Raw genomic sequence first — 17,583 nt, forward strand, 5'->3', positions numbered from 1 at the left:
ACAACCCGCAACCAGGTTGTAGCCATAAAGTTAATTAGTGGTGAGAAATAATAAAATGGTGCCGCAAATATTGTTAATATTTAATAAAAATACCCCATTTTAATTAACCGAAAAACGGGGGTAAAATGAAAATAATCAACATTATTTGTAAAATTTAAAATTTATTTTTTCGTTAAAAATCAAATGATTAGATATAAAAAACATCAATTCCACACACTAAAAGGGCCTATAGTTCCGGTAGGATATGATCTACATCAAATTCCCTTCTATAATGCTTTGTTAGTATCTCACCGCCAACTTACATAAAGAGAGAGTTAGTGTGAAAGCTGACAACCCTTTTGATCTTTTACTCCCTGCTGCCATGGCGAAAGTCGCCGAAGAAGCAGGTGTCTATAAAGCGACAAAACATCCGATAAAGACGTTTTATCTGGCTATCACCGCAGGTGTCTTCATCTCTATCGCTTTTGTTTTCTATATTACCGCGACAACCGGCACGGCCGGGATGCCATTCGGGGTTGCCAAACTGATTGGAGGCATTTGCTTCTCACTGGGTTTGATTCTCTGCGTTATATGCGGTGCCGACCTGTTTACTTCAACCGTTCTTATCGTTGTGGCGAAAGCCAGCGGAAGAATAACATGGGGTCAGCTGGCTAAAAACTGGCTAAACGTCTATGTTGGTAACCTGGTTGGTTGCTTACTCTTTGTATTGCTGATGTGGCTTTCAGGCGAATATATGACTGCCAACGGTCAATGGGGACTTAACGTTCTGCAAACCGCCGACCACAAAATGCACCATACTTTTATTGAAGCTGTGTGCCTGGGTATCCTGGCAAACCTGATGGTCTGCCTTGCGGTATGGATGAGCTACTCCGGCCGTAGCCTGATGGATAAAGCCATGATTATGGTTTTACCGGTGGCAATGTTTGTTGCCAGCGGGTTTGAGCACAGTATCGCGAACATGTTTATGATCCCGCTGGGTATCGTCATTCGCGACTTTGCGAGCCCGGAATTCTGGACCGCAGTTGGTTCAACTCCGGAAAGTTTCTCTCACCTGACCGTCATGAACTTCATCACTGATAACCTGATTCCGGTAACAATCGGGAACATCATCGGCGGTGGTCTGCTGGTTGGGTTGACATACTGGGTCATTTACCTGCGTGGCGACAACCATCACTAAGGGTTGTTTCAGGCAGTAAATAAAAAATCCACTTAAGAAGGTAGGTGTTACATGTCCGAGCTTAATGAAAAGTTAGCCACAGCCTGGGAAGGTTTTGCGAAAGGTGACTGGCAGAACGAAGTCAACGTCCGCGACTTCATCCAGAAAAACTATACCCCGTACGAAGGTGACGAGTCCTTCCTGGCTGGCGCAACTGAAGCGACCACCAAGCTGTGGGACACCGTAATGGAAGGCGTTAAACAGGAAAACCGCACTCACGCGCCTGTTGATTTTGATACTTCCCTTGCGTCCACCATCACCTCTCATGACGCTGGCTACATCGAGAAAGGTCTCGAGAAAATCGTTGGTCTGCAGACTGAAGCGCCGCTGAAACGTGCGATTATCCCGTTCGGTGGTATCAAAATGGTAGAAGGCTCCTGCAAAGCGTACAATCGCGAGCTGGACCCAATGCTGAAGAAAATCTTCACTGAATACCGTAAAACCCACAACCAGGGCGTGTTTGACGTTTACACCAAAGACATCCTGAACTGCCGTAAATCTGGCGTTCTGACCGGTCTGCCGGATGCCTATGGTCGTGGTCGTATCATCGGTGATTACCGTCGCGTTGCGCTGTACGGTATCGACTTCCTGATGAAAGACAAATACGCTCAGTTCGTCTCTCTGCAAGACAAACTGGAAAGCGGTGAAGATCTGGAAGCAACCATCCGTCTGCGTGAAGAAATCTCTGAGCAGCACCGTGCGCTGGGTCAGATCAAAGAAATGGCGGCTAAATATGGCTGCGATATCTCTGGTCCTGCTACCAACGCTCAGGAAGCTATCCAGTGGACCTACTTTGGTTACCTGGCTGCCGTTAAATCTCAGAACGGCGCGGCAATGTCCTTCGGTCGTACCTCCAGCTTCCTGGACATCTTCATCGAACGTGACCTGAAAGCCGGTAAAATCACCGAGCAAGACGCTCAGGAAATGATTGACCACCTGGTCATGAAACTGCGTATGGTTCGTTTCCTGCGTACTCCAGAATATGATGAACTGTTCTCCGGTGACCCGATTTGGGCAACTGAATCCATCGGCGGTATGGGCGTTGACGGCCGTACTCTGGTAACCAAAAACAGCTTCCGTTTCCTGAACACCCTGTACACCATGGGGCCGTCTCCGGAGCCGAACATCACCATTCTGTGGTCTGAAAAACTGCCGCTGAGCTTCAAAAAATTCGCTGCAAAAGTGTCCATCGATACCTCTTCTCTGCAGTATGAGAACGATGACCTGATGCGCCCAGACTTCAACAACGATGACTACGCTATCGCTTGCTGCGTAAGCCCGATGGTTGTTGGTAAGCAAATGCAGTTCTTCGGTGCTCGCGCTAACCTCGCGAAAACCATGCTGTACGCAATCAACGGCGGCGTTGATGAAAAACTGAAAATGCAGGTTGGTCCTAAATCTGAACCGATCAAAGGCGACGTTCTGAACTTCGATGAAGTGATGGACCGCATGGATCACTTCATGGACTGGCTGGCTAAACAGTACGTCACTGCGCTGAACATCATCCACTACATGCACGACAAGTACAGCTACGAAGCCTCCCTGATGGCGCTGCACGACCGTGATGTTATCCGCACTATGGCATGTGGTATCGCAGGTCTGTCCGTTGCTGCTGACTCCCTGTCTGCAATCAAATATGCGAAAGTTAAACCGATTCGTGATGAAAACGGTCTGGCTGTCGACTTCGAAATCGAAGGCGAATACCCGCAGTTTGGTAACAACGACTCCCGCGTCGATGATATGGCCGTTGACCTGGTTGAACGTTTCATGAAGAAAATTCAGAAACTGCACACCTACCGTAACGCTATCCCGACTCAGTCCGTTCTGACCATCACCTCTAACGTTGTGTATGGTAAGAAAACTGGTAACACCCCAGACGGTCGTCGCGCTGGCGCTCCGTTCGGTCCAGGTGCTAACCCGATGCACGGCCGTGACCAGAAAGGTGCAGTTGCCTCTCTGACCTCCGTTGCTAAACTGCCGTTTGCTTACGCGAAAGATGGTATCTCTTATACCTTCTCTATCGTTCCGAACGCACTGGGTAAAGACGACGAAGTTCGTAAAACTAACCTCGCAGGCCTGATGGATGGTTACTTCCACCACGAAGCGTCCATCGAAGGCGGTCAGCACCTGAACGTCAACGTCATGAACCGCGAAATGCTGCTCGACGCGATGGAAAACCCGGAAAAATATCCGCAGCTGACCATCCGCGTATCCGGTTATGCAGTACGTTTTAACTCCCTGACTAAAGAACAGCAGCAGGACGTTATTACTCGTACCTTCACTCAGACCATGTAATGGTATTGACTGAAATCGTACTGTAAAAAGCGTACAATAAAGGCTCCACGCAAGTGGGGCCTTTTTAGCAATACCTTCCTGTCCCAGTCTCTTTTGTCCGCTGTCTATACTTTATGGATAACAGCCAAAACAGACTTAACACAGCCGGTTTGAGCTGTGCATGCACAGGCCCCGGACGGGCCGAATCTGGAGATATCACCGCAATGTCAACAATTGGTCGCATTCACTCCTTTGAATCCTGTGGCACCGTCGATGGCCCGGGGATCCGCTTTATCACTTTCTTCCAGGGCTGCCTGATGCGCTGCCTCTATTGCCACAACCGCGATACCTGGGATACCCACGGCGGTAAAGAGATTACCGTTGAAGAGCTGATGAAAGAGGTGGTGACCTATCGCCACTTTATGAACGCTTCCGGCGGCGGCGTAACGGCATCCGGCGGCGAAGCCATTCTGCAGGCCGAATTTGTTCGCGACTGGTTCCGCGCCTGTAAGAAAGAAGGTATTCATACCTGCCTCGACACTAACGGCTTTGTGCGCCGTTATGATCCGGTTATCGATGAACTGCTTGAAGTGACCGATCTGGTGATGCTCGATCTCAAGCAAATGAATGATGAAATTCACCAGAACCTGGTTGGCGTCTCTAACCATCGAACGCTGGAATTTGCCCGCTATCTGTCAAACAAAAACATCAAAGTCTGGATCCGCTACGTGGTGGTCCCTGGCTGGTCCGACGATGATGATTCCGCGCATCGCCTGGGCGAGTTTACCCGCGATATGGGCAACGTCGAGAAAATTGAACTGCTGCCGTATCATGAGCTGGGCAAACATAAATGGGTGGCCATGGGCGAAGAGTACAAGCTGGATGGCGTCCATCCGCCTAAAAAAGAGACCATGGAACGCGTGAAGGGAATTCTGGAACAGTACGGTCATAAAGTGATGTACTAAATTTCCCCACCCGGTAGCGCAAGCGCTACCGGGTTTTTGCCAAACTATGATAAGCATCAGGACATAAAGTATTCCGACAGCTTATTTGCCACGCTTTCAATAGAGAAAATGCGCTTCTGATGCGCTTTACGGTATTCCGCATAGCGTTCATCCTGCTCTTCCAGCGCGCTGAGGATCCGGTCGGCCACCATCATGGCGCCGGCAATTTCCGCAAATCCTGACTCCCCCTCCCCCTGTAAAGCCACCGCCGCCTGAAGATTCCAGTCAGATAAGCGGGCTAACGGCGCGAACGTCCCCCGCGTCAGCGACAATATTTTCACGCCCTGCTGCTTTGCCAGGGACAGGGACTGCATCATATCCGCCGAGGCCTGTTCAGTATGAACGACGATAATGCCGGTTTTTTGGTTATCAGCCAGCAACGGCATCGCCGCCGGATAAGAGCGATCGACAAAGCTGGCCGCCTTACCCATATTGATTAAATTCATTTGCAGGAATAACGCGACCGGCACTGCCGTGCCCACGGCATAGATAGCAATGCTGTTCAGGGCGTTAAGCCAGTCAGCTGCGGCTTTCAGCTCCTGATTATCCACGATAGCATTACTGTCGCGAATGCTCGCCAGCACCGGCGCAATCTCTTCGTTCTCGTTGATACCGTTGTCTTCCGAACGCGCGGCGCCCTGCTCCATCGCCAGCGCGGTTCTGAAATCCGAGAAACCTTTAAATCCGAATGCCCGACAAAAACGGGTGATACTCCCTTCACTGGTATCAATGGAGTCGGCCAGTTCTGAAATCGTGTGACGCATCACAAAGTCAGGATTTTCCGTAATAAAACGGCCAACTTTCTCCAGTATCGGGCTTAGCCCTGAAGCTCCATTTCTTATGCTTATCAACAAGTTATTGTCTATCTGGCTCATGTTTTGCCTTATTTGCTCAAAATGCAAACACAGTCACATCTTTCGTCCCGCCGCAAAGATAATAATTATTATCTCACACAAACAAATAAAAATAATTATTTTTACAAACAGGAGAACATCGAATGAAAGGTCTCATAGTCTGTCGTACCGGTATGGGCAGCTCCTTAATGCTCAAAATAAAAGCACAAAAAATCATCGACAAACACGGCTGGGATATCGAGCTGGAACACGACGTCCTCTCAGGCTTACGCACCTGGCGAGATATTGATTTTGTCATCACTATGCGCGATCTCACCGATGAAGTCGAAGCCGCCGGATTCAGAGCTGTCGGCATCACCGACCTGATGAACAGTGAAGAGATGGAATCTGCGCTCACCGACATCGTTCAAAGCAACTAACCTCTCCCGGAGGCAATATGGATTTCCTCAGATTTATTGTATTCGACATTCTGGGCGTAACCCCACTTTTAGTTGGCTTTATTGCATTAATCGGCCTGTTAATCCAACGCAAGCCGATTGAAAAAGTGCTTTCCGGCACTTTTAAAACCATCGTCGGCTTTCTGGTATTCGCCGGCGGCGCTGGTCTGGCGGTGACTTCCCTGGGTAACTTTCAGACCTTATTCAGCGATGGTTTTGGCCTGAAGGGCGTAATGCCGCTGGCTGAAGCGCTAACCGGACTGGCGCAAACCAAATTCGCCATGTGCGTTTCGCTGATTATGGTGATTGGTTTTGCCTGGAACCTGTTCTTTGCCCGCGTAACGCCGTTTAAATACATCTTTCTTACCGGGCAACATAACCTGTATCTCTCCGCGCTGCTTACCGTGACGCTAAAGGCGCTGGGCTACAGCGACATGACAACCATTATTGTCGGCTCGGTGCTGCTGGGGCTCGCCGCCTGCCTCTATCCGGCTATTGCGCAACCGTGGATGCGAAAAATTACCGGTAACGATGAGATCGCCATGGGGCACTACGTCACGCTGGCCTATGCCGCCTCCGGCTGGATCGGTTCTAAAGTCGGCGATCCTAAACAATCTACCGAAAAGCTGAATCTCCCCGGTTGGCTGGGGATCTTCAAAGATTACATTGTTTCAGTATCGATCTCGGTGAGTATTTTCTATTACATCGCCGCGCTCGCGGCCGGAAAAGCTGCGGTCACCGCAGCGGCCGGCGGCATGCACTGGCTGGTTTACCCGCTCTTTCAGTCGCTGACCTTTACCGCTTCTCTGTACATCATCATTACCGGCGTGCGCCTGCTGCTGTCAGAAATTGTTCCGGCCTTTCTCGGCATCTCGGAGAAGTTTATTCCTAATGCCAAACCCGCGCTCGACTGCCCGGTCGTCTTTCCCTACGCTCCAACCGCCACGGTTCTCGGATTTATCTCGTCTTTTGTCGGCGGGCTGGTGGTGATGGGTTTGCTGGCGATCCTCGGACAAACCGTCATTATCCCGGTAGCTATTCCCTACTTCTTCATCGGCGCCACCGCTGCGGTATTTGGTAATGCCTCCGGCGGCTGGAAAGGCGCGATTGCCGGAAGCTTCATCACCGGGATCCTGATCGGTATTGGCCCTGCGCTGATTTACCCGATTATGGAGTCCGTCGGTCTTTCAGGCACCAGCTTCCCGGAAACTGACTTCGTTGCCCTGGGTCTGGTCGTGTACTACATCGGTAAAATGCTGCCCTAAGAAGGAAAGAACATGAACATTGATGAACTGAAATCCCATGCGCTTGCCGCTCGCCGCGAGATAGTCACCATGATTTACGAATCCGGGATTGGCCATCCGGGCGGGGCATTGTCGATAATCGACATTCTTACCTGGCTCTATTATCAGGAAGTCGATCTGCAAGCCTCCCCGCGCTCGCGCGTGGTGATGAGTAAAGGCCACGCCGTCGCCGCGCAGTACGCCATGCTCTATCAAAAAGGAAAGATCGATCGCAGCGAGTTCCATACGTTCCGGCAGATCAACTCGCGCCTGCAGGGACACCCAAGCATTAAATCACTACCGGAGGTCGATGCCACAACCGGTCTGCTGGGTCAGGGGCTGTCGATTGCTTTTGGTATGGCGGCCGCCAAAAAGCGGCGCAACGATCCGCACCGGGTCTTTGCCATCGTTGGCGATGGCGAAATGCATGAAGGCCAAATCTGGGAAACCTTACAGCAGGCTGGTCACATGAAAATGGATAATCTGGTCGCCATCTTCGATTACAACGGCTTCTCTTCCCACGACCCCGTTAATGAAGTCGTTAATCTCGAGCCGCTGGCGGACAAAATCCGCAGCTTTGGCTGGCATGTACTGGAGCTGCACGATGGCAATGATATGCATCAGGTTGCCGATACCCTGATGCTATCCCGCCATCTGAAAGGCAAGCCGGTCGCCATCGTGGCGCACACGACGAAAGGTTCCGGCGTCAGCTATATGGAAAACAACGGCGACTGGCACTCAAAAACCCCGAGCAAAGAACAATTTCAGCAGGCAATGGAGGAGTTACAGTGATGAAAGCACCCCGTGATGAGATCGGTAAGGCCCTGATTGCGCTAAAAGAAAAAGGCTATCCCGTCGTTGTTATCGACAGTGATTTAGCCAGCTCTACCCGTACTGACCAGTTTCAGGCCATCTATCCTGAGGCCTTTTTCGAAATGGGCATTGCGGAAGGCTCCGCCATGAGTTTCGCGGTCGGCCAGGCGCTGGAAGGCTTTATGCCCTTCTATGTTAACTTTGCCATGTTCGTCACCGGCACCGCCTGGACCCAGCTGCGGCAGGCCTGCTACGCCAAAGCCAATATAAAACTCGTCGGTAGCCATCCCGGTATGGATGATGGACCTGACGGCGCTTCTCATCATGCGCTGGAGGACTTAGCGCTGACCCGCGTCCTTCCGGGATTAACCATCCTGACGCCAGCAGATGCGGAAGAAATCACCGAGGCCTTCGAGCAGGCGGCAAAAATAAAGGGGCCCGTTTATATCCGCGTTGCCCGCGAACCGATGCCGGTTCGCGACAAAAGCGTCGTGCCGCGGGTGAGCGATATCGCCGCCATCGCCGACAGCGGCAATGATTTTGCGATTCTTTTTGAAGGGACGGTTCTGGAGCAGGCCACCGAGGGTTATGAAAAGTTGGTCGCCAGCGGCAAAAAGGGCAAGCTGATTCACGTCGCAACCCTTAAGCCCTTTAATCAGCAAGAATTTTATCGGCTGGTTAATGATTGCCCACTTATCGCTACGCTTGAAAATCATACCGTCAACGGCGGCCTCGGTGGGCTGATCGCGGAAACCCTGGCGCAAAAGGCGCATCCGGCGCGCCTTACGCGGTTGGGAACGCAGGATACATTTACCGAATCGGGTAACAGCAGACAGCTAAAAGCGAAATACGGCATTTCGGGAGAAGCGCTGTTTAATACTCTACGCTAACCACCAGGCGAGCCGGTCAGATGGCGGTCGGCTCGCGCATAAAAGGAATGTGTATGGAAGAGACGCTGTTTTCCGCCTGTCAGTTCACCAGCCACTGCCTGAACTGGCGCAGCGCTGTTCAGCTCGCCTGCCGCCCGCTAGAGCAACAGGGGAAAATTACCGCCGGGTATGCCGGTGCGATTATCCACGCCACAGAGCAGGATGGCCCCTGGTATATACTGAGCCCGGGATTTGCGCTACCGCATGCGCGTCCGGAAGCGGGCGTGCTGAGCAAAAACAGCGCGCTTTCGCTGCTTTGCTGTAGCGAAGCCGTTGATTTTCCCGATCATCCCGGAATTCGGCTGATAGTCATACTGGCGGCGGCAGATAGCGAACAGCATATTCAGACGATCCAGCGGTTAGTCTGCTGGCTGGATGAAGGGGAGAGACTTCAGCGATTCAGCGCGGTGCAAAGCCAGACCGAGTTTGCCGCGCTTCTTGCTTCGCATTAAACCATAGCCAGGGCGTGCCCTGGCTATGTTTTGCATAAATCATGCGTGCGCCACCGGCGTAGGATGGTGGCCCGCTTTGCGCAGCAGCGTCAGCAGATAGATGAATGACACGCTGGCGATCATGATAAACAGCAGATTATCAGAGAAATTCTGCATCAGCATCGCGGTAAGGGTCGGCCCAAGCAGGCTACCCACGGTATAGCTCATTAATAGCGCCTGGTTCATCGCCACCAGCTGATGACGCTCCACTTTTTCACAGGCCCAGGCCATAGCCACCGGATAGAGCGTAAAGCCGGATGCCCCCAGCACGAACAGCGCCGGCGCCATTGCGGCCTGGCTTAACATTGCCAGACAGCCGAGGATCACCACAAATACCTGAACGCGCAGGACCAGCAGACGCCCGTAGCGATCGGCAAGACGGCCAATCGGCCACTGCCCAACGATACCCGCGCTCACCATTACCGCCATCCAGAAGCCAATGCCGGAATCGCTAACGCCCTGGTGGTTAAGCCATAGCGGCATCAGGCCATACAGCGAACCGAGAACGATGCCGGAAATAATGCAGCCGTTGACCCCATGGCGGGCCTGACGCAGCCGTAGCATTGGCCAGATACGCGCCGGTTCATGCGGTTCATCGGCCTGAGTCGCCACGCGAGCAAACAGCAGCGGCAGGATGGCCGCCAGAGCCAGCGCCGTCACCCACGGCAGAACGCTCATCAGATCCGTCGGCAGTTTGCTGACCATTAGCTGGCCCAGTACCGTGCCGACATAATAAATCATCATATAGGCCGCCAGCAGTCGACCCCGGCTCCGCGAAGTGCCGCTACAGACCAGCGCGCTCTCAACCACCACCCAAATCATCGCGCAGCCGACGCCGGCGATAAAACGCCAGCTGAACCAGCTCCAGAAGCCAATAGTGATACCAAGACCCACGCAGCCCACGGCAAAAATAACCGATGCCAGGTAATAGCTGCGGTTAAAACCCAGGCGCTTAATTACCCATCCGGCGAGCAACGTTCCCACCAGATTACCGGTAAAATAGGACGACCCCACCATTCCAACCTGCCAGGTCGGCATATTTTCATGGGCGAGCCAAAGCGGGACGAGCGTATTTAAAACCGCTATCGCCAGAGTCAACAGAAGCAGGCCACAGAGCAGCATTTGCACTGGCCGGGTGTAGATGGTCATGGATATAAACCGTGATGGAGTTCAGATTTCGTGCGCATCATGCCACTGCTGAAAACATTGTCAATCTACCTGAAATCAGGCCTGACGCGGTTTGCGGGGGAACGATTGAAGTTTTTTATCCAGCGGATCGTCAACAGAATAGTTATTTATATTATTCCATTGTTTTTATTAATTTATTAAAAAAAAGCGGTGGGAATATCAGTAGAAATATTTCATGAATCGACCGCACTTTTTATCGCGCCAGAAATCATAATTCTGGCGCGATAAAGGACGATTAGCTGGCGATTGCCATCCCGACGGTCATATGCAGGCCATAGAAGACGCCGCGGCCGATCGCTTCGCCAACCAGCACCAGCGCAAATGCCAGCCCCAGAAGCGGCAATGCGGGCTGATAGCCTTTGAGCTGCGGAGCAATCCAGCATACCAGCGCCAGCACCAGAGCCACCACGCGCCACGCCATCAGCGAACCATAGTTCGGCACCAGCGCCGAGGCCTGCTGGATAGAGCTATGGATTGTTGTCAGCTCCTGACCCTGCATCAGCACCACGGTCACGCTCACCACCAGCGCCAGCAGAGTCACCGCCGGCAGCAGGCGCATCGCCCAACCGTTGACGTCCGCAAAGCGCAGCAGCAGATATCCCAGCAGCGGACCGCCGATAAACATCGTCAGGAAGAAGCTCAGTGGCGTCCAGACCGTGTACCAGGTGGGCACCGTATCGATGGTGTTATAGACGCGGACCATCATCCAGACAAAGATTATCCCGAGCACCATGGTAATAACCAGCCAGAGGTGACGCAGTCCCGCGGGTAGCTTATTCACCACCGCCAGCAGCCAGCCAATGCCGCCGACGGCAAAGAACAGCGCACCGCTGGCGATTTCGTTGCTGAGCGATGAAGCCCCCACGCGATTAAGCGAGTTAAAAGCGCGCATCGGCGACCCAAGATGCAGAGTCGAGGCAATAAAACCTACGCCCATCAGCACCCACAGGCCAAACATACTTCGCACCACGCGCTGCTGCTGTTCACGCGTTAAATCGCCCTTTATTAGCGCCAGAGCCAGTACAATAAATCCGCCCACGACGCACTGACCCAAGACCGTGAAAATAATCAGCGGCCATTCATGCCATCCACTCCCCATCTCACACCTCCTTCGGGTTAGCCAGGTAGCCGGTGGTATCTCCACACGGTCGGCTGTTGGCATTAGGTTTAATCACAATGCTCGGCTTAGTGAAATGCGCCGAAGGCAGCGGCGCGACGGCAGCCAGCTGACCGTGTTTTTTACGCAGCTCTTCAATCGGGCCGAAATCCAAGGCGCGCAGCGGGCAAGATTCCACGCAAATCGGTTTTTTGCCGTCGGCTACGCGCTCGTGGCAGCCATCGCATTTGGTCATATGGCCTTTTGTCGCATTGTACTGCGGTGCGCCGTACGGGCAGGCCATATGACAGTAGCGACAGCCGATACAGACATCTTCATCGACGACGACAAAGCCATCTTCACGCTTGTGCATCGCTCCGCTAGGGCAAACTTTAGTGCAGGCAGGATCCTCACAATGGTTGCAGGCGATAGAGAGGTAATAGGCAAAGACATTTTGCTGCCATACCCCATTATCCTCCTGCCAGTCGCCGCCGGCGTATTCGTAGATACGACGGAAGCTGACTTCCGGCGTAAGGTTTTTATAGTCTTTACAAGCCAGTTCGCAGGTTTTGCAACCGGTGCAACGGGCGGAATCAATAAAAAAACCATATTGAGTTGTCATCGGTTACTCCTTACAGCTTTTCAACCTGGACGAGGTTGGTATGCGATGGATTGCCTTTCGCCAGCGGCGACGGGCGTTGGGTGGTCAGCACGTTGATGCTGCCAGCCTGATCCACGCGGCCTGCGTCCGGGTTATACCAGGCCCCCTCACCCAGCGCGACCACGCCAGGTATCATTCTCGGGGTCACTTTGGCTTCGATATGGACTTCACCACGATCGTTAAAGATGCGGATCCGATCGCCATTAGCGATGCCGCGCTTCTGCGCATCCAGCGGGTTGATCCACATCTCCTGACGGCAAGCCGCTTTCAGCACGTCAACGTTGCCGTAGGTGGAGTGCGTACGGGCTTTATAGTGAAAACCGGTGAGCTGCAGCGGATACTTTTCAGCCAGCGGATCGTCATAGTTTTCAAACCCAGGGCTGTAGATCGGTAGCGGGTCGATGACATCCTGTTCTTTAAGCTCCCAGGTCGCCGCAATTTCCGCCAGCTGCGCAGAGTAAATTTCAATTTTCCCTGACGGCGTCGTTAACGGATTGGCGGCGGGATCTTCACGGAAGGCTTTATAGGCAACGTGGTGACCTTCCGGATCGCGCTGCTTGAAGATTCCCTGCTTGCGGAATTCATCAAACGGCAGCAGTGCCGGGATCGCTTTACGGGATTGCTCATAGAGATGACGCAGCCACTCTTCCTGCGTGCGACCTTCGGTGAAGCGTTGCTCAACGCCCATGCGCTTCGCCAGTTCGCTGGTCATTTCATAAATGGTTTTGCACTCAAAGCGCGGCTTGATGGCCTGGTCGGCAAAAATCACGTAGGACATGTTGCCGCAGGAAGCATCCAGCGCAAAATCCATCTGCTCCGAGGCCGTACAGTCCGGCAGCAGAATATCGGCATATTTTGCTGAGGAGGTCATATGGCAATCAATGACCACAATCATTTCGCACTTCTTGTCATCCTGCAGGATGTCATGGGTACGGTTGATTTCTGAGTGCTGGTTGATAAGACAGTTACCAGCATAGTTCCAGACCATTTTGATAGGGACGTCAAGCTTATCTTTGCCGCGCACGCCGTCGCGCAGCGCGGTCATTTCCGTACCGCGCTCAATCGCATCGGTCCACATAAACATGGAAATACTGGTTTCCACAGGATTATCCAGCGTCGGCATGCGTTCAAAAGGCAGGGAGTAAGAACCTTCACGCGCGCCGGTGTTGCCGCCGTTAATCCCGACGTTACCGGTTAAGATCGCCAGCATTGAAATTGCACGGGATACCAGCTCACCGTTGGCATGACGCTGCGGGCCCCAGCCCTGAGAAATATAGGCAGGTTTAGCGCTGGCGATTTCGCGCGCCAGCTGCACGATACGCGCCTGGGGAATGCCGGTAATCGTCGCCGCCCAGTCAGGGGTCTTCGCGATACCGTCTTTGCCCTGACCGAGAATATAGGCCTTATAGTGGCCATTGGCTGGCGCTCCTTCCGGCAGCGTTTTCTCGTCATAGCCTACGCAGTACTTATCGAGGAAAGGTTGATCAACGAGGTCTTCCGTAATCATCACCCACGCCAGCGCGGAGACCAGCGCGGCGTCGGTTCCCGGGCGAATCGGGATCCACTCGTCTTCGCGTCCGGCACCGGTGTCGGTATAGCGTGGATCGATAATAATCAGCCTGGCGTTGGATTTCTCCCGCGCCTGTTCCAGGTAATAGGTTACCCCGCCGCCGCTCATTCGGGTTTCCCCGGGGTTGTTGCCAAACAATACGACCAGCTTACTGTTTTCGATATCCGACGGGCTATTGCCATCGGCCCAGCCACCGTAGGTGTAGTTCAGGCCAGCGGCGATTTGCGCGGTGGAGTAGTCGCCATAATGGTTGAGATAGCCGCCGCAGCAGTTCATCAGGCGGGCAATCAGGGTTTTTCCCGGTGGCCATGAGCGAGTCAAAGTTCCGCCGAGGGTACCCGTTCCATAGTTCAGATAGATAGACTCATTACCGTACTCTTTTATCAGGCGCTGCATATTGCTGGCGATAGTATCAAATGCTTCTTCCCAGCTGATGCGCTCGAATTTGCCCTCGCCGCGCTTGCCCACGCGCTTCATCGGATATTTCAGGCGGTCCGGGTTGTAGACGCGTCGACGCATCGAGCGGCCACGCAGACAGGCGCGAACCTGATGCAGGCCGTCGTAGCTATCATCGCCGGTATTGTCTGTTTCAACATATTTGATCTCACCATCGACCACATGCATCCGCAGCGGACAGCGGCTACCGCAGTTAACCGTACAGGCGCTCCAGGTAACGGTTTCGCTGGTGGGACTCAGGCTATCCGCAGCGTGGGCAATGCGCGTGAAGGGTAAGGTAAAAGCGCTGCTGGCCATTGCCAGCCCGCCAATCGCCGTGGTTTTCATTAAACCACGCCGGCTCACCTCGGCAGCCAGTAAAGCATCGGGGGTTTTGGTTTTCATAGATACTCGCTTTGGTTGCTCACAATTAACTTAAAGCCGCTATATAGTTTTATATATAACGAAATTAGACTTTATTAGTTTTTTATGCTGGTTAATCCAAAGGGAGTATCTGCGTATTCGCGAAGTCGATTATTGCCCGGTATCAAGAAGGGGGTAAAAAAAAAGCGCCCGCAGGCGCTTTTGAGAAAAGAGTCGAAAAATCAGCCGATAAATTCAAGGCCGCGCATATACGGACGCAGCACTTCCGGAATTTCAATGCGGCCATCCGCCTGCTGATAGTTTTCCATCACCGCGACCAGCGTACGCCCAACCGCCAGGCCAGAACCGTTCAGCGTGTGTACGAGGCGAGTTTTCTTGTCAGACTTGCTGCGGCAGCGCGCCTGCATACGACGCGCCTGGAAATCCCACACGTTGGAGCAGGAAGAGATTTCACGATAGGTATTCTGCGCCGGTACCCACACTTCCAGATCGTAGGTTTTGCACGCGCTGAAGCCCATGTCGCCAGTGCACAGAGCCACTTTACGATACGGCAGACCCAGCAGCTGCAGCACTTTCTCGGCGTGACCGGTCATCTCTTCCAGCGCGACCATGGAATCTTCCGGACGCACAATCTGCACCATCTCAACTTTGTCGAACTGGTGCATGCGGATCAGACCACGGGTATCACGGCCGTAAGAGCCCGCCTCAGAGCGGAAGCACGGCGTATGGGCGGTCATTTTGATCGGCAGATCGTCTTCATCAATGATTTCATCGCGAACCAGGTTGGTCAGCGGGACTTCCGCCGTTGGGATCAGCGCATAGTTGCTGCTGTCGGCTTCTTCTTCCAGCGGACGGGTATGGAACAGGTCGCCGGCAAATTTTGGTAGCTGACCAGTGCCGTACAGCGTGTCCTGGTTAACCAGATACGGAACATAGTTTTCGCTGTAACCGTGCTGTTCAGTATGCAGATCCAGCATAAACTGCGCCAGCGCGCGGTGCAGGCGTGCCAGCTGGCCCTTCATGACCACAAAGCGAGAACCGGTCAGCTTCACGGCGGCGGCAAAATCCAGCCCTCCGTGCATTTCGCCCAGCGTGACGTGATCGCGAATGTCAAAATCGAACTCGCGCGGGGTTCCCCAGCGGCTGACTTCAACGTTATCGTTTTCATCGCGACCGGCCGGTACGTCATCATGCGGGATGTTTGGAATAGCCAGCGCAATATCGCGGATTTCCGCCAGCAGCGCGTCCAGCTCGGTCTTAGCGGCATCAAGCTGCTCACCGAGCTTGTTCACTTCCAGGCGTAATGGCTCAATATCTTCCCCGCGCGCTTTCGCCTGGCCAATGGATTTCGATCGGGAGTTACGCTCCGCCTGCAGGTTTTCAGTTTGAACCTGCAGAACTTTACGACGCTCTTCCAGAGCGCGAAGTTTATCTACATCCAGCTTAAAGCCCCGGCGTGCCAGTTTTTCTGCGACTGCGTCTGGCTCGGTACGCAGCAGATTGGGATCGAGCATGCTTATCCTGTGCTTATCGAATTAATAAAGAAAAATGGCCGCAGAGCGCGACCACGGAAATAGTGTGACAACCTTACCGCAACGCCTCAATTATCGGTAGCGTTTTATCGGGCTATTTTGATCCTGTTCGGTTAACCAGGCGAGCTTTTCGCCTATTTTGCCCTCCAGCCCCCGGTTTGTCGGCTGATAATAGCGAGTTTGCGCCATTTCCTCCGGGAAGTACTGCTCTCCGGCGGCATAAGCATTAGGTTCATCATGTGCATAGCGGTACGCCTGCCCGTAGCCCATCTCTTTCATCAGCTTCGTGGGGGCATTGCGCAAATGCACCGGGACGTCGTAATCGGGACGTTCGCGCGCGTCGGCCATTGCCGCTTTAAAGGCGGTGTAAACAGCGTTGCTTTTGGGCGCACAGGCAAGATAAACAATGGCCTGAGCAATGGCGCGTTCACCTTCCGCCGGTCCGACGCGGGTAAAGCAGTCCCAGGCGGAGATCGCAACCTGCATCGCGCGCGGATCGGCATTGCCTACATCTTCAGAGGCAATCGCCAGGCAGCGGCGGGCAACGTAGAGGGGATCGCCGCCGGCGGTAATAATCCGCGCGTACCAGTAGAGGGCGGCATCCGGCGCGCTTCCGCGGACCGATTTATGCAGCGCGGAGATTAAATCGTAAAAGCGATCGCCTTTGTTGTCGAAACGCGCGCTGCGCTCGCCGGCAATTTCGGTCAGCAGTTCAACCTGCAACACGCGATTGCCGGAGGCGTCGGTTTCAGCCATATCGGCCATCATTTCCAGCGTATTCAGCGCCCGGCGCGCATCACCGTTGACAAGGTCAGCGATGGCCTTGCGCGTCTCGTCCGGTAGTACAATATTTTGCCCACCGTAGCCGCGCGTTTTGTCGCTCATGGCCTGATTAAGAACCTGTTCGATATCGTCGCTGGTCAGCGACTTCAGCAGATAGACGCGCGCGCGGGATAGCAGTGCAGAATTGAGTTCAAAGGAAGGGTTTTCCGTCGTCGCGCCGATAAAGGTGATAGTTCCATCTTCGATATGCGGCAAAAAGGCATCCTGCTGGCTTTTATTAAACCGATGGACCTCATCGACAAACAGGATCGTGCGGCGACCCGCATTGCGGTTTTGACGCGCGCGTTCAATGGCCTCGCGGATCTCTTTCACTCCGGAGGTAACCGCTGAAATACGTTCAACATCGGCGCTGGCGTAGCGCGCAATGACCTCAGCGAGGGTGGTTTTTCCCGTCCCCGGCGGCCCCCAGAGGATCATCGAGTGCAGGTGCCCGGCTTCAATCGCCCTCGGTAAGGGTTTACCCGGCGCCAGCAGGTGCTGCTGGCCAATGTACTGCGCTAAATTTTCTGGCCGCATACGGGCGGCCAGAGGTTGAAACGCGTTATCGGAAAAATCGAGCGACAGGTTGCTCAC

The 17,583-nt window shown here is 53.5% G+C and carries 16 protein-coding genes; 9 read left to right on the plus strand and 7 right to left on the minus strand.

The window, feature by feature from the left end; translation table 11 throughout:
* Positions 1-319 precede the first annotated feature (319 nt).
* From focA to pflA, 3 genes are all read left to right on the plus strand, one after another.
* Positions 320-1,177 carry a formate transporter FocA gene (gene focA, locus KO1_RS12010; protein WP_004100685.1) on the plus strand — a complete coding sequence of 286 codons (858 nt, stop codon included), beginning with the start codon at positions 320-322 and terminating at the stop codon, positions 1,175-1,177.
* Positions 1,178-1,228: 51 nt separating this feature from the next.
* Positions 1,229-3,511, plus strand: a complete 2,283-nt coding sequence (pflB, locus tag KO1_RS12015) for a formate C-acetyltransferase (protein ID WP_016808066.1) — start codon at positions 1,229-1,231, stop codon at positions 3,509-3,511.
* 203 nt (positions 3,512-3,714) lie between these two features.
* Entirely contained in the window at positions 3,715-4,455 is a 741-nt protein-coding gene (gene pflA, locus KO1_RS12020) for a pyruvate formate lyase 1-activating protein (RefSeq protein ID WP_004100682.1), read from the plus strand.
* Positions 4,456-4,511: 56 nt separating this feature from the next.
* On the opposite strand, the gene KO1_RS12025 is transcribed toward pflA, so the two are convergent.
* A complete protein-coding gene (locus KO1_RS12025; protein ID WP_004111873.1) occupies positions 4,512-5,369 on the minus strand; it encodes a MurR/RpiR family transcriptional regulator in 858 nt (285 codons plus the stop codon).
* A gap of 122 nt (positions 5,370-5,491) precedes the next feature.
* Here KO1_RS12025 and KO1_RS12030 point away from each other — a divergent pair, with 122 nt between their 5' ends.
* Genes KO1_RS12030 through KO1_RS12050 form a run of 5 tightly spaced genes read left to right on the plus strand, consistent with a single transcriptional unit; the run spans position 5,492 to position 9,262 of the window.
* A complete protein-coding gene (locus KO1_RS12030) occupies positions 5,492-5,767 on the plus strand; it encodes a PTS sugar transporter subunit IIB (RefSeq protein ID WP_004100672.1) in 276 nt (91 codons plus the stop codon).
* Between the two features lie 17 nt (positions 5,768-5,784).
* Positions 5,785-7,050, plus strand: a complete 1,266-nt coding sequence (gene ulaA / locus KO1_RS12035) for a PTS ascorbate transporter subunit IIC (RefSeq protein WP_004100670.1) — start codon at positions 5,785-5,787, stop codon at positions 7,048-7,050.
* Between the two features lie 12 nt (positions 7,051-7,062).
* Positions 7,063-7,860 (plus strand): transketolase, encoded by a 798-nt coding sequence (locus tag KO1_RS12040; RefSeq protein ID WP_016808068.1) that lies wholly within the window; start codon positions 7,063-7,065, stop codon positions 7,858-7,860.
* Complete coding sequence (locus tag KO1_RS12045) at positions 7,860-8,771, plus strand: transketolase family protein (RefSeq protein ID WP_032727992.1); 912 nt, start codon at positions 7,860-7,862, stop codon at positions 8,769-8,771. Before KO1_RS12040 ends, KO1_RS12045 begins: the two co-directional genes overlap by 1 nt.
* Before the next feature lie 53 nt (positions 8,772-8,824).
* Positions 8,825-9,262, plus strand: coding sequence for a PTS sugar transporter subunit IIA (locus KO1_RS12050; protein WP_004100664.1), 438 nt, complete (start codon positions 8,825-8,827; stop codon positions 9,260-9,262).
* Positions 9,263-9,301: 39 nt separating this feature from the next.
* Here KO1_RS12050 and KO1_RS12055 read toward each other — a convergent pair whose 3' ends face one another.
* A complete protein-coding gene (locus KO1_RS12055; RefSeq protein WP_004111869.1) occupies positions 9,302-10,450 on the minus strand; it encodes an MFS transporter in 1,149 nt (382 codons plus the stop codon).
* 11 nt (positions 10,451-10,461) lie between these two features.
* Here KO1_RS12055 and KO1_RS28175 point away from each other — a divergent pair, with 11 nt between their 5' ends.
* Positions 10,462-10,668, plus strand: a complete 207-nt coding sequence (locus tag KO1_RS28175) for a hypothetical protein (protein WP_123830269.1) — start codon at positions 10,462-10,464, stop codon at positions 10,666-10,668.
* 56 nt (positions 10,669-10,724) lie between these two features.
* Here KO1_RS28175 and KO1_RS12060 read toward each other — a convergent pair whose 3' ends face one another.
* The 5 genes from KO1_RS12060 to rarA form a co-directional block, all read right to left on the minus strand.
* Positions 10,725-11,588 carry a dimethyl sulfoxide reductase anchor subunit family protein gene (locus tag KO1_RS12060; protein ID WP_004100660.1) on the minus strand — a complete coding sequence of 288 codons (864 nt, stop codon included), beginning with the start codon at positions 11,586-11,588 and terminating at the stop codon, positions 10,725-10,727.
* Position 11,589: 1 nt separating this feature from the next.
* Positions 11,590-12,207, minus strand: a complete 618-nt coding sequence (locus tag KO1_RS12065) for a DMSO/selenate family reductase complex B subunit (RefSeq protein ID WP_004111868.1) — start codon at positions 12,205-12,207, stop codon at positions 11,590-11,592.
* Positions 12,208-12,217: 10 nt separating this feature from the next.
* Positions 12,218-14,656, minus strand: a complete 2,439-nt coding sequence (gene dmsA / locus KO1_RS12070; protein WP_017146205.1) for a dimethylsulfoxide reductase subunit A — start codon at positions 14,654-14,656, stop codon at positions 12,218-12,220.
* Positions 14,657-14,856: 200 nt separating this feature from the next.
* Positions 14,857-16,149, minus strand: coding sequence for a serine--tRNA ligase (gene serS / locus KO1_RS12075; RefSeq protein WP_004100649.1), 1,293 nt, complete (start codon positions 16,147-16,149; stop codon positions 14,857-14,859).
* A gap of 90 nt (positions 16,150-16,239) precedes the next feature.
* Positions 16,240-17,583: a replication-associated recombination protein RarA gene (rarA, locus tag KO1_RS12080; RefSeq protein ID WP_004100647.1), complete on the minus strand. Its 1,344-nt coding sequence runs from the start codon at positions 17,581-17,583 to the stop codon at positions 16,240-16,242.

The sequence above is a fragment of the Klebsiella oxytoca NBRC 105695 genome, from assembly GCF_001598695.1.
GTDB classification, from domain to species: domain Bacteria; phylum Pseudomonadota; class Gammaproteobacteria; order Enterobacterales; family Enterobacteriaceae; genus Klebsiella; species Klebsiella oxytoca.

What these genes read in the sequence shown, in the direction of transcription:
- pflB (WP_016808066.1), top strand. Translation starts at nt 1,229, where the DNA reads ATGTCCGAGCTTAATGAAAAGTTAGCCACAGCCTGGGAAGGTTTTGCG.
- pflA (WP_004100682.1), top strand. Translation starts at nt 3,715, where the DNA reads ATGTCAACAATTGGTCGCATTCACTCCTTTGAATCCTGTGGCACCGTC.
- KO1_RS12025 (WP_004111873.1), bottom strand. Translation starts at nt 5,369, where the DNA reads ATGAGCCAGATAGACAATAACTTGTTGATAAGCATAAGAAATGGAGCT.
- KO1_RS12030 (WP_004100672.1), top strand. Translation starts at nt 5,492, where the DNA reads ATGAAAGGTCTCATAGTCTGTCGTACCGGTATGGGCAGCTCCTTAATG.
- ulaA (WP_004100670.1), top strand. Translation starts at nt 5,785, where the DNA reads ATGGATTTCCTCAGATTTATTGTATTCGACATTCTGGGCGTAACCCCA.
- KO1_RS12040 (WP_016808068.1), top strand. Translation starts at nt 7,063, where the DNA reads ATGAACATTGATGAACTGAAATCCCATGCGCTTGCCGCTCGCCGCGAG.
- KO1_RS12045 (WP_032727992.1), top strand. Translation starts at nt 7,860, where the DNA reads ATGAAAGCACCCCGTGATGAGATCGGTAAGGCCCTGATTGCGCTAAAA.
- KO1_RS12050 (WP_004100664.1), top strand. Translation starts at nt 8,825, where the DNA reads ATGGAAGAGACGCTGTTTTCCGCCTGTCAGTTCACCAGCCACTGCCTG.
- KO1_RS12055 (WP_004111869.1), bottom strand. Translation starts at nt 10,450, where the DNA reads ATGACCATCTACACCCGGCCAGTGCAAATGCTGCTCTGTGGCCTGCTT.
- KO1_RS12060 (WP_004100660.1), bottom strand. Translation starts at nt 11,588, where the DNA reads ATGGGGAGTGGATGGCATGAATGGCCGCTGATTATTTTCACGGTCTTG.
- KO1_RS12065 (WP_004111868.1), bottom strand. Translation starts at nt 12,207, where the DNA reads ATGACAACTCAATATGGTTTTTTTATTGATTCCGCCCGTTGCACCGGT.
- dmsA (WP_017146205.1), bottom strand. Translation starts at nt 14,656, where the DNA reads ATGAAAACCAAAACCCCCGATGCTTTACTGGCTGCCGAGGTGAGCCGG.
- serS (WP_004100649.1), bottom strand. Translation starts at nt 16,149, where the DNA reads ATGCTCGATCCCAATCTGCTGCGTACCGAGCCAGACGCAGTCGCAGAA.